The sequence below is a fragment of the Tabrizicola sp. genome, from assembly GCF_036781545.1.
Classification (GTDB): Bacteria; Pseudomonadota; Alphaproteobacteria; order Rhodobacterales; family Rhodobacteraceae; genus Tabrizicola.
The window spans coordinates 1-12,065 of sequence record NZ_DAIQAT010000103.1; the positions used below are offsets into that span (position 1 = coordinate 1).

The window sequence follows — 12,065 nt, forward strand, 5'->3', positions numbered from 1 at the left end:
CCGCTGGTCGACAAGAATGCCGAACCCGGCGACAGCCCCCTGTTCAACCGCGCGGTGCAGGGGGTCTACGAGCTGGGCTCTACCTTCAAGATTTTCGCGGTGGCCCAGGCGATGGAGCTGGGGCTGGTCAATCCGCAGACCCTGGTCGATGCGAATGCCCCGATGATCTGGGGCAAGCACCGGATCAAGGAATTCGAGGGTCACAACTACGGCCCCCTGCTGGCGGTGACGGATGTGATCGCCAAGTCGTCGAATGTGGGCACCGCGCATATCGCGCTGATGATCGGGCCTCTGCGGCAGCAGCAGTTCCTCAAGTCGCTGGGCTTCTTCGAGCCGACGCCGGTGGAACTGGTCGAGGCCCCCGGCGCGAAGCCGCTGATCCCGAAGAAATGGCCGGAGATCGTGACGATCACCACCTCCTACGGTCACGGCATGTCGGCCTCGCCCATGCACCTTGCGGCGGCCTATGCGGCGATCGCCAACGGCGGCGTGATGATCAAGCCGACGCTGCTGAAGCGCGAGGGGCCGACGACTGGCGTTCGGGTGATGAGCGAGAAGACGGCGGAGGAATCGGTCAAGATGCTGCGCCGCGTGGTGCTGGAGGGCACCGCGACCCTGGGCGACGTGCCGGGCTATGAGGTCGCGGGCAAGACCGGGACGGCGGACAAGCCGAAGAAATCGGGCGGCTATTACAAGGACAAGGTGGTGAACACCTTCGCCTCGATGTTCCCGGCGTCGAACCCGCAATATGTGCTGATCGTCACGCTGGATGAACCGCAGGATGATACCCTGTCCCAGACCCGACGCACGGCGGGCTGGACGGCGGTGCCGGTCGCGGCCGAGATCATCCGGCGGGTGGCGCCGCTGATGGGGCTGCGCCCCAAGCTTGAACCTGTCGCCACGGATGCGGTAACTGCCGCCAGCAACTGAAGCTGGCTAGTCACGGGGAACTCACATGGCAGCGCGCGCGACACGGCTTTCCGACCTCGGGCTCACCGCCCGGGCCGGTCGCGACCCGGCGCTGTCTGGGATCACGGCGGACAGCCGGGCGGTCCGGGCGGGGATGCTGTTCGCCGCGCTCCCGGGCAGTTCGGTGCATGGCGCGAAGTTCATCCCGGGCGCGCTGGAGCAGGGTGCGGCCGCGGTCCTTACCGATGCGGCGGGTGCGAAGCTGGCCGCCGAGGCCCTGGCCGAGACCGACGTCGCGCTGGTGGTGGCCGAAGACCCGCGCGCGGCGCTGGCCTGCGCGGCGGCCCTGTGGTTCGGCGCACAGCCTCAGGTCATGGTCGCGGTGACGGGGACGAACGGCAAGACTTCGGTCGCGACCTTCACCCGCCAGATCTGGGCGGCCCTGGGGCATGAGGCGATCAACATCGGCACCACGGGGATCGAGGGCGCCTGGACTGCGCCCAGCGGGCATACGACGCCGGACCCCGTGACCTTGCAGAAGCTGCTGGCGGCGGCGGCGCAGGGCGGTGTGACCCATGCGGCGATGGAGGCCTCGTCCCACGGGATCGACCAGAGGCGGCTGGACGGGGTGCGGCTGGTGGCTGGTGGTTTCACCAATCTGACGCAGGACCACCTCGACTATCACGGCACGATGGAGGCCTATTTCGAGGCCAAGGCGCAGCTTTTCACCCGGCTTCTGCCCGAGGATGGGGTGGCGGTGGTGAATCTGGACGGCGCCAAGGGGTCGGATATGGCCGAACTCTCGCTGGACCGGGGGCTTCGGGTGCTGACCGTGGGCAAGGGGCAGGGCGCGGACTTGCAGATCGCCGCGGCTCGGCCTGACGCCACTGGGCAGGAGGTGCGCTATCTGTGGCAGGGCCGCGCCTTCCAGACCCGGCTCGCGCTGATCGGTGCCTTCCAGGCGGAAAACGTGGCGCTGGCGGCGGGCCTCGCGATTGCGGCGGGGGATGCGCCCGAGGCGGTGCTGGCGGTGCTGCCCCGGCTGACCGGCGTCCGGGGCCGGATGCAGCTGGCGGCGACGCGGCGGAACGGGGCGGCGGTCTATGTCGACTATGCCCATACGCCCGATGCGCTGGAGACCGCGCTGAAGGCGCTGCGCCCCCATGTGATGGGCCGGATCGTCGTGGTCTTCGGCGCGGGCGGCGACCGGGACCGGTTGAAGCGCCCCCTGATGGGCGCGGCGGCCAAGGCCCATGCCGATGTGCTCTACGTCACCGACGACAACCCGCGCACCGAGGACCCGGCCTCGATCCGCGCCGCGATCCTGGCGGCTTGTCCCGAAGCGCATGAGGTCGGCGACCGGGCCGAGGCGATCCTGCGGGCGGTGGATGCGCTTCTGCCGGGGGACGCGCTGCTGATCGCGGGCAAGGGCCATGAAAGCGGGCAGGTGGTGGGGACGGATGTCTACCCGTTCGACGATGTGGAGCAGGCGAGCGTCGCGGTCGCGGCGCTGGACGGGGTGATCTGATGCTCTGGAGCTCCTCCGATGCGGCGCAGGCCACCGGCGGGCGGGTGACGAAGCCCTGGCAGGCTTCGGGCGTCTCCATCGACACGCGGATCCTGGCCAAGGGCGACCTGTTCGTCGCGCTGAAGGATGCGCGCGACGGGCATGATTTCGTCGCGCAGGCGCTGGAGAAGGGGGCGGCGGCGGCACTGGTCAGCCGCGTTCCCGAAGGCGTGGCGGAGGACGCCCCCCTGCTGATCGTGCCGGATGTGCTGAAGGCGCTGGAGGCTTTGGGCGCTGCGGCGCGGGCACGGACAAAGGCCAAGGTCGTGGGCGTGACGGGGTCGGTCGGCAAGACCTCGACCAAGGAGATGCTGCGCGCGATCCTGTCCGGGCAGGGCAGCACCCATGCGGCCGAGGCCAGCTACAACAACCATTGGGGCGTGCCGCTGACCTTGGCGCGGATGCCGGTCGACACGGATTTCGCGGTGATCGAGATCGGGATGAACCACCCCGGCGAGATCGCCCCGCTTGCCCGGCTGGCAAGGCTGGACGTTGCGATGATCACCATCGTTGCACCCGCGCATCTGGAGGCTTTTGCCAGCATCGAGGGGATCGCGCAGGAGAAGGCCGCGATCTTCGACGGGCTGGTCGCGGGCGGGACGGCGGTCTTCAACGCCGACATGGCGACGACGCCGATCCTCCGGGCGAAAGCGGCAGAGGTCGGCGCGGTCGCCGTGGGCTTCGGGACCGGCGAGGGCGCCGACTGGCGGCTGGTCGAGGCGCGGATCGGCGACGAGGCGACGGTCTGCCGCGCCACCCGGCGGGGCGAACCGCTGCTCTACAAGGTCTCCTCGCCCGGCCGCCACTTCGCGCTGAACGCGCTGGGCGCGCTGGCGGTGGCCGAGGCGCTGGGGGCGGACCCGATGATCGCCGCGCATGACCTGGGCCGCTGGCTGCCCCCGGCAGGGCGCGGGCAGCGGGAACGGATCACGCTCGACATCGTGGAAGAGACCTATTTCGACCTGATCGACGATGCCTTCAACGCCAACCCGGCCTCGCTGGCCGCAAGTCTCGACGTGCTGATCGCCGCAAAGCCCGTGGACGGGATCGGGCGCGTGGGCGGGGGGCGGAGGATCGCCATCCTGGGCGACATGCTGGAACTGGGTCCGACCGAGATCGAACTCCACGCCGCCGTCGCCCGGCACCCGGGTCTGTCGGCGGTGCATGTGATCCATTGCGTCGGGCCGCGGATGAAGGCGCTCTACGCCGCCCTGCCGCGCGCGCAGCGGGGCGAATGGGTCGAGACCGCGCAGGAACTGGTGCCGCGCGTGCGCAGCCTGGTCGATGCGGGCGACATCCTTCTGGTCAAGGGATCGAAGGGCGTGAAGGTCAGTCTGATCGTTGACGTTCTCAGAAAAATGGGGCAGGCCGCGAGCCCGAAAGAAGGGACCCTTTAGATGTTTTACTGGCTTGCCGAGTTTTCCGATGGGGGCGGGGTCCTCAACCTCTTCCGCTACATCACCGTGCGTGCGGGTGGGGCCTTCGTCACCGCGCTGCTCTTCGGCTTCCTCTTCGGGCGCCCGCTGATCGACCTGCTGCGCCGCAAACAGGGCAAGGGCCAGCCGATCCGCGATGACGGGCCGCAATCGCACCTGTCGAAGGCCGGGACGCCGACGATGGGGGGCCTGCTGATCCTGTCGGCACTGATGGTCTCGACGCTCCTTTGGGCGCGGCTCGACAACCCCTTCGTCTGGATCGTGATCCTGGTGACGCTGGCCTTCGGTCTCATCGGTTTTGCCGACGACTATGCCAAGGTCACGAAGCAGAATACCCGGGGCGTCTCGGGCCGGGTGCGGATGGGCCTTGGCCTGCTGATCGCGGCGCTGGCGGCCTATGCGGCGGCGCAGTTCCACCCGGCGGAGCTGACGAACCAGCTGGCCTTCCCCTTCTTCAAGAACGCGCTTCTGAATCTGGGCGTCTTCTTCGTGCCCTTCGGCATGGTGGTGATCGTGGGCGCGGCGAATGCGGTGAACCTGACCGACGGGCTCGACGGCCTCGCGATCATGCCGGTGATGATCGCGGGCGGCACGCTGGGGATCATCGCCTATGCGGTGGGACGGGTCGACTATACGCAATACCTTGACGTGCACTATGTGCCGGGCACCTCGGAACTGGTGATCTTCTCAGCCGCGCTGTTCGGTGGGGGCCTCGGGTTCTTGTGGTACAACGCCCCTCCGGCGGCGGTGTTCATGGGGGATACCGGGTCGCTCGCACTGGGCGGGGCATTGGGGGCCATCGCGGTCTGCACCAAGCACGAGATCGTGCTGGCCATCGTCGGCGGCCTCTTCGTGGTCGAGGCGCTGAGCGTGATCATCCAGGTGCTGTATTACAAGCGCACCAAGAAACGCATCTTTCTGATGGCGCCGATCCACCATCATTTCGAGAAAAAGGGCTGGGCCGAGCCGCAGATCGTGATCCGCTTCTGGATCATCAGCGTGATCCTGGCGATGATCGGGCTGGCGACGCTGAAGGTCCGGTAAAAGGCCCCGGCTTTCCTCTCGGGCGGCCTTTGTTTCCTCGCAGGGCGAAGACCCCGCGAATGGCCCCATTTTGGCCACGAAATGGCAAAAGTTTCACCCAGTTGAAGCTGTGCATTGCGCAGACTTCAATCGGAGGATGAGCTGATGTTTCGTGCCATGAAAGCCGTTTGTTGTATCAAGTTCGCCGCCGTCGTCTTTCTGGCTCCGGTTGCTGTTTCCGCCCAAGAGGCCTGCACCACCTATACCGTCCGCGAGGGCGACACGCTGGGCGGTATCGCCCAGGCCGCCTACGGGTCCTACAACTATCAGATGATCTTCAACGCCAACCGCGAGGCGATTGCAGGCAACACCAACAGCCTTCCGGCCGGCCTGCAACTGATCCTGCCCTGCGCGGATGGCCGGCTGACCCCCGACAGCACCTTGAGCGCGGTGATCGAGTCGGAAACGAAGAAGCAGGACGAGACGCGCGATCCGAACCGGCCCTACCTGCCGCCGCTGAAATTCGTCTCTGCGAACGACTGGAAGCCCTTCACCGACGAAAGCCTGAGTGGCGGCGGCATCTATGTCCGCATGGCCACGACCGCGATGCAGCGCGGCGGCAACGACCGGGACTACAAGATCGCCTTCGTCGACGACTGGGGCGCGCATATCGCCACGCTGCTGCCCTCGTCGGCCTATGACGTGTCGATCGCCTGGTCGAAGCCGGACTGCTCCAAGATCGACATGCTGGGCGAATTCGCGGTGACGATGTGCACCGAGTTCGAATTCTCCGACCCGATCTACGAGGTGGCCTATTCCTACCACACGCTCGTGGACAGCAAATACGCCCAGGCCCGCGCCTTCTCCGACTATGCCGGGGCCAAGATCTGCCGGCCTGAGGGCTGGCCCACCAGCGACCTCGAGGTCGAGGGGCTTGCCGCGCCTGCGGTGGAATTCGTGCGCCCGAAGACGCCGATGGAATGCGCGAAGCTGCTGCTGGAGGGCAAGGTCGACCTTTATTCCATCGAGGTCGAGACCTCGACCGCCAACTTCGAGGAGCTGGGCGCGACCGACAAGGTGCTGTTGAACCCGGCGCTGACCACCTTCAACACGCACCACTTCGTGACCTCGCGGTCGAACCGGCGCGGGCAGGAGTATATCGCCATGCTCAACCGCGGCCTCGCCGAGATGCGCGAGTCGGGCGAATGGTACGACATCGTCGCCACCGGGCTGGCGGAATACAACAACCTGAAGAAGTAACGCGGCCCGCCCCCGAAGCGGGGGCAGGCTGGCAGGTGGGGGAGGGCACCGGCTCTTCCCCTTTTGCCGATCCTCCCCTATCCCTGTCCGGGACCAATGGGGGGCAGGCGATGATCCCGGTGAAGGGCTACAAGGGTGCGAAAGTGGCGGTGCTGGGGCTGGGCCGGTCGGGCCTTGCCACCGCGGCGGCCTTACGGGCCGGGGGGGCGGAGCCCCTGCTCTGGGACGACAGCCCCGAGGCGCGGGCCAAGGCGGAAGCCGAGGGGTTTCTGCTGACGGACCTCACCCGCAACGCGGCGCTGGAGGGGGTGGCCTGCCTCGTCACCTCGCCCGGCATCCCGCACCTCTATCCCGCGCCCAACCCGATCATCGCCCGCGCGCTGGAGGCGGGGATTCCGGTCGACAACGACATCGGCCTGTTCTTCCAGAGCGCGGCCGGGCCGGAGTGGGAAGAGATGGAGACCCCGCCCAAGGTGGTGGCCGTGACGGGATCGAACGGCAAGTCGACGACGACGGCCCTGATCCACCATATCCTGCAGGTCGCGGGCAAGCCTGCGCAGATGGCGGGGAACATCGGCACCGGGGTCCTGTCCATCGACCCGCCCGTCGACGGCGAAGTGGTGGTGCTGGAACTCTCCTCCTATCAGACGGAACTGGCCCGGGCGCTGACGCCGGACGTGGCGGTCTTCACCAACCTCTCGCCGGATCACCTGGACCGGCACGGCGGCATGGGCGGCTATTTCGCCGCCAAGGCGCGGCTTTTCACCCTGGGCGGGCCGGACCGGGCCGTGGTGGGGGTGGACGAGGTCGAGGGGCGATATCTGGCCGGTGTGCTGGCGCAGGGGCCGCAGGACGACCGGGTGATCCGGGTCTCCTCCGGCCAGAAGCTGGAGGGCTTCGGCTGGTCGGTCTTCGCCCGCAAGGGGTTCCTGGCGGAATGGCGGAAGGGGCGGCAGGTGGCCTCGATCGACCTGCGCGAGGTCAAGGGCCTGCCGGGCGCGCACAACCACCAGAACGCCTGCGCCGCCTATGCCGCCTGCCGCTCGCTGGGCCTGGCGCCGAAGCTGATCGAGGGGGCGCTGCACAGCTTCGCGGGCCTGCCGCACCGCAGCCAGCTGGTCGGAGAACGAGGCGGGGTGCGCTTCGTGAACGACAGCAAGGCCACCAATGTCGACAGCGCCGCCAAGGCCCTGCAGGCCTTCCCGCGCATCCGCTGGATCGCGGGGGGCATGGGGAAGGACGGGGGGATCGCCGCGCTGAAGCCTGTGCTGGGATCGGTGGTGAAGGCCTACCTGATCGGCCATTCGGCCCGCGACTTCGCCTTGCAGATCGGCGAGACCCCGCATGAAATCTGCGAGACGATGGAACGGGCCGTCGCCCACGCCGCCGAAGAGGCGCAGGCGGGGGAGGTGGTCCTGCTGGCCCCCGCTGCGGCGAGCTTCGACCAATATCCGAACTTCGAGAAGCGCGGCGAGGACTTCACCGCAAGGGTGACGGCTCTGATCGGTTAGCTCCGCAAGACGCCCTCGTCGAAGCCCTTCGGGCACTCCTCGGAGACGGATCCCAGCGATGAGTGCCCGAAGGGCTCGAAGAGCGGGCCGTCAGACAGCCAGCAGTTTTCCCTCGTGGTCCGCCGACTCCACCGCCCGGTCCAGCAGCCGTTGCAACGCTGCCCCACGCGCGAAGTCGGGATCGGCGGCGCTTTCGCCGCGGATCGCCGCGATGAAGCGCTGGTAGACGGTGGGGACGGGGGGGCAGTCCAACTCTCTCCAGGTGGCGGTCTGGATATCCTCGCCCAGACAGGCACGAAGACGGCTGACCGCTTTCTCGAAGCTCACTTCCAGCCCCCCGGTCTGTCCGTAAAGCCGGAGCCGGAGATCGTTCAGATGCCCTGTCGCGAAGCGGGTGGCGGCCACCGTGCCAAGCGCGCCGTTGGAAAGCCGCAGCTGCATCGTGGCGCTGTCGTTGGCATCCAGAACATATTCCCCGATCTGCCCGCCCGGCGCCTTGTCGAAGTTCTGGAGCAGGCAGGAGATCTGCGTCGCGTCCATCCCGGCGATGAAGGTGGCGAAGTCGAGGATATGGATGCCCACATCCCCCAGCACGCCCTTCGACCCATGCTTCGTCGACAGCCGCCAGAGCCATTGCGGCTCGCGGTCCCAGTGGCCCCAGGCGGGCTGGGTCAGCCAGCTTTGCAGGTACGAGGCCTCGAAATGCCGGATCGTGCCGATGGCGCCGTCCCGCACCATCTGCGCCGCGTGCTGCAGCGCGGGGACGTTGCGGTAGCTGAGGTTCACCATGTTCACCACGCCGGCCATCGCGGCGGCGGTGGCCATATCCTCGGCGTCCTTCGCATTGGTCGCGAGCGGCTTTTCGCACAGCACATGCTTGCGCGCAGCCAGGAAGGGCAGGGTCGTCGGGTAATGCGCGGCATCGGGGGTGACGTTCGTCACCGCGTCGAACTCGCCCCAGGCAATCGCATCCTGCACCGAGGCGAAGCCGTGCGGGATGTTGTGGGCCTTCTGGAAGGCGGCCAGCGGTTCGGCGCGGGTGTCGATCCCGGCGACGACGCTGACGCCGGGAATCGCGGCAAAGGCTTCGGCATGGTTCTTCGCCATGCCGCCGGTGCCAAGGATCAGGATGCGGACGGGCTGCATCACCGGTATCCAGCCTCACCGTCATGATGCAGGCGCGGCCCGCGTTCGACTACGGGTTCCAGCGTCTTGCCGACCGGGGTGTTCGGCGCATCGGTGGGTTTCGCCAGCCGCGCCTCGGGGTTGAAGGCCCAGCGGACGCCGTTCGTGATTACCTTCTGCACCAGCGGCTGGTGGTAGGTCGGATAGGTTTCATGCCCCGGGCGGAAGTAGAAGATGTTGCCCGCGCCGCGCCGGTAGGTGAGGCCCGAGCGGAACACCTCGCCGCCCTGGAACCAGCTGATGAAGACGGTTTCCAGCGGCTCCGGCACGCCGAAGGGCTCGCCATACATCTCTTCGTATTCGATCTCGAAATGGTCGGGGAGGCCGCGGGCGATCGGGTGCTGGCGCGAGGTGACCCAGAGCCGTTCACGTTCCCCGGCCTCGCGCCAGGACAGGTTGCAGGGCGCGCCCATCAGCCGCTTGAAGGGTTTCGAGAAATGCGCGGAATGCAGGAAGATCACGCCCATGCCGGACCAGACCGCCTCGGCCACGCGCTCGACGATCTCGTCCTTGACCTCGCCATGGGCGGCATGGCCCCACCAGACCAGCACATCGGTTTCCGCCAGCTTCTTGGCGGTCATCCCGTGGTCGGGGTCCTGCAGCGTGACGGTCGAGGCGATGATGCCGTCTTCCTTGTTCAGGAATTCGGCGATCGTGCCGTGCATGGTCTTGGGGTAGACCTCGGCCACCACCTTGTTCTTCTGCTCGTGGACGTTCTCGCCCCAAACGGTGACGCGGATGGTCATGGGTAGTCTCCTTCACATGGATGCGCGCCCGGGCCATGACACGGCCGCGCGGGGTAGGGGTCAGCGGAGGGGCTTGCCCTCCGCGTCGAAGCGGTAGAGATGGCCGGCCTGCGGGGCGATGGACACTCTGGTGCCGACCTCGACAGTGGCCTTGCCGGGGCGGCGGACGATGACGGGCTCGTCGCTGCCGATCTCGACGAAGAGATAGTGGTCGGACCCCAGATCCTCGACATGCAGGACCTCGCCCGACCATGGCCCGTCCGGGACCACCTCGATATGTTCAGACCGGACGCCCAGCGTGGTGCAGTTCTCGGCCTCGGCGAACTTGCCGGTCAGGAAGTTCATCTTCGGACTGCCGATGAAACCCGCGACGAAGATCGAGTTCGGGCGCTCGTATAGCTCGGCCGGGCTGCCCGCCTGCTCCAACCGCCCGTCGCGCAGCACCGCGATCCGGTCGGCCAGCGTCATCGCCTCCACCTGGTCATGTGTCACATAGATCATCGTGACGTTGGACATCGAATGGTGGAGCTTCGCGATCTCCAGCCGTGTCTGCACCCGCAGCGCGGCGTCGAGGTTCGACAAGGGCTCGTCGAACAGGAACACGCGGGGATCGCGGACGATGGCGCGGCCGATGGCGACGCGCTGGCGCTGACCGCCCGACAGCTGCTTCGGCAGGCGGTCGAGCAGGTGGTCGATCTGCAGAAGCTTCGCGGCGGATTCGACGCGCTTGCGGATCTCGGCCTCGCTGGTCTTGTCCAGCTTCATCCCGAAGGCCATGTTGTCATAGACCTTCATATGCGGATAAAGCGCATAGCTCTGGAACACCATGGCGATGCCGCGCTTCGACGGGATCAGGTTGTTCACCTTCTCGCCGTCGAAGAGCATGTCGCCGGTGGTGATCTCCTCCAGCCCCGAGATCAGCCGCAGAAGCGTGGACTTGCCGCAGCCCGAAGGCCCGACGAAGACCATGAACTCGCCCTTCTCGATGGTAAGGTCGATGCCCTTGATCACCTGCACGGCGCCGTAGGACTTGGTGACGTTCTTCAGTTCGATCTTTGCCATGATGTCAGCCCTTCACGCCGCCCGCGGTCAGCCCCGCGACGATCTTGCGTTGGAAAATGAGGACGAGGATGATCAGCGGGACCGTCACGATGACGGAGGCCGCCATGATCGGACCCCAGGGAATCTCCTGCTGGCTTGCGCCCGAGAGCAGCGCGATCGCCACCGGCACCGTCCGGGTCGTCTCGGAACTGGTGAAGGTCAGCGCGAAGAGGAACTCGTTCCAGGCGCCGATGAAGGCCAGAAGTCCGGTCGTGACCAATGCGGGCCAAAGGAGCGGCAGGAACACCCTGGTGATGATGATCCAGGGGGTGGCGCCGTCGACGATGGCGGCCTCCTCGATCTCGACCGGCAGGTCACGCATGAAGGTGGTCAGCACCCAGACGGTGAAAGGCAGGGTGAAGATCACATAGGACAGGATCATCGCCCAGGGCGTGTTGAAGATGCCCAGGAAGCGCACCAGCTCGAACAGGCCCGCCAGCACGGCGATCTGCGGGAACATCGACACCGCGAGGATCGCCATCAAGAGAAGCCCCCGCCCCTGGAACCGCACCCGCGCCAGCGCGTAAGAGGCGGTCACAGCCAGGAAAAGCGCGAAGACGACGGTGGTGGTCGCGATGAACACCGAATTGCCGATGGACCGGATGAAGTTGGGCTGCCCCAGCACCTGGGAATAGTTGGCCCAGTTGAACGACTTTGGCAGGTAGTTCACCTTGAACAGCTCGGTCCCGGTCGCGAAAGAGGTGACGATCGCGTAGTAGAACGGGAAGACCGAGAAGACGACGATCACCACGACCAGCGCGTAGAAACCGACGGTGGAAAGAAGCTTCTGCGCGGTCATTTCTGGCCCTCCCCGGAAAGGTCGACCTTGCCCAGCCAGATGTAGAGGCTGACGAAGATCGCGATGATCGCGAAGAGAAGCGTCGACTGCGCCGCGCCATAGGCGAACTTGTCGAAGTCGATCATGTTCTCGCGGCTGATCACCGACATGGTCTTGGTGGCCTTGGAATTGGGCGTCAGCACATAGACCAGGTCGAAGATGCGCAGCGCGTCCAGCATCCGGAAGATGATCGCCACCGCCAGCGCCGGGCGGATCAGCGGTAGGGTGATCCTGAAGAACACCTTGACCGGATTGATCCCGTCCAGCTTCGCCGCCTCGTAGATGTCGCGCGGCACCATCTGCAGCCCCGCAAGGATGAGAAGCGCCATGAAGGGCGTGGTCTTCCAGATGTCGACCATGAGGACGGCATACATCGCGGTGTCGACCGAGGCGGTCCAGGCGATCTTCTGGCTGATCAGGCCAAGCTTCAGCGCGATGTCGTTCAGGATGCCGAACTGGTCGTTCAGCATCCAGGCCCACATCTTCGCG

The 12,065-nt window shown here is 66.7% G+C and carries 11 protein-coding genes; 6 read left to right on the forward strand and 5 right to left on the reverse strand.

Annotated elements, in window-relative coordinates; translation table 11 throughout:
* The 6 genes from V7Q39_RS14325 to murD form a co-directional block, all read left to right on the forward strand.
* The coding region (locus V7Q39_RS14325; protein ID WP_333817279.1) for a penicillin-binding transpeptidase domain-containing protein at positions 1-930 on the forward strand (930 nt) is incomplete at its 5' end.
* A gap of 25 nt (positions 931-955) precedes the next feature.
* Entirely contained in the window at positions 956-2,437 is a 1,482-nt protein-coding gene (locus V7Q39_RS14330; protein WP_333817280.1) for a UDP-N-acetylmuramoyl-L-alanyl-D-glutamate--2,6-diaminopimelate ligase, read from the forward strand.
* Positions 2,437-3,873: a UDP-N-acetylmuramoyl-tripeptide--D-alanyl-D-alanine ligase gene (locus V7Q39_RS14335; RefSeq protein ID WP_333817281.1), complete on the forward strand. Its 1,437-nt coding sequence runs from the start codon at positions 2,437-2,439 to the stop codon at positions 3,871-3,873. The genes V7Q39_RS14330 and V7Q39_RS14335 overlap by 1 nt, the downstream gene beginning before the upstream one ends.
* A complete protein-coding gene (gene mraY / locus V7Q39_RS14340; protein WP_333817282.1) occupies positions 3,874-4,956 on the forward strand; it encodes a phospho-N-acetylmuramoyl-pentapeptide-transferase in 1,083 nt (360 codons plus the stop codon). It begins immediately after the preceding gene.
* A 144-nt stretch (positions 4,957-5,100) separates the two neighbouring features.
* Positions 5,101-6,195, forward strand: coding sequence for a LysM peptidoglycan-binding domain-containing protein (locus V7Q39_RS14345; RefSeq protein WP_333817283.1), 1,095 nt, complete (start codon positions 5,101-5,103; stop codon positions 6,193-6,195).
* A gap of 110 nt (positions 6,196-6,305) precedes the next feature.
* Positions 6,306-7,706: a UDP-N-acetylmuramoyl-L-alanine--D-glutamate ligase gene (gene murD, locus V7Q39_RS14350; RefSeq protein WP_333817284.1), complete on the forward strand. Its 1,401-nt coding sequence runs from the start codon at positions 6,306-6,308 to the stop codon at positions 7,704-7,706.
* A gap of 90 nt (positions 7,707-7,796) precedes the next feature.
* On the opposite strand, the gene V7Q39_RS14355 is transcribed toward murD, so the two are convergent.
* From V7Q39_RS14355 to V7Q39_RS14375, 5 genes are all read right to left on the reverse strand, one after another.
* The gene (locus tag V7Q39_RS14355) at positions 7,797-8,852 is read right to left on the reverse strand and encodes a Gfo/Idh/MocA family protein (RefSeq protein WP_333817285.1); all 1,056 of its coding nucleotides are present in this window, start codon (positions 8,850-8,852) and stop codon (positions 7,797-7,799) included.
* Positions 8,852-9,637: a ThuA domain-containing protein gene (locus tag V7Q39_RS14360; RefSeq protein ID WP_333817286.1), complete on the reverse strand. Its 786-nt coding sequence runs from the start codon at positions 9,635-9,637 to the stop codon at positions 8,852-8,854. The genes V7Q39_RS14355 and V7Q39_RS14360 overlap by 1 nt, the downstream gene beginning before the upstream one ends.
* A 60-nt stretch (positions 9,638-9,697) precedes the next feature.
* Entirely contained in the window at positions 9,698-10,699 is a 1,002-nt protein-coding gene (locus V7Q39_RS14365; RefSeq protein WP_333817287.1) for an ABC transporter ATP-binding protein, read from the reverse strand.
* Between the two features lie 4 nt (positions 10,700-10,703).
* Positions 10,704-11,537, reverse strand: a complete 834-nt coding sequence (locus tag V7Q39_RS14370) for a carbohydrate ABC transporter permease (RefSeq protein ID WP_333817288.1) — start codon at positions 11,535-11,537, stop codon at positions 10,704-10,706.
* Positions 11,534-12,065 (reverse strand): carbohydrate ABC transporter permease (locus tag V7Q39_RS14375; RefSeq protein ID WP_333817289.1); only part of this gene is annotated, 532 nt, incomplete at its 5' end. The genes V7Q39_RS14375 and V7Q39_RS14370, both read right to left, overlap by 4 nt.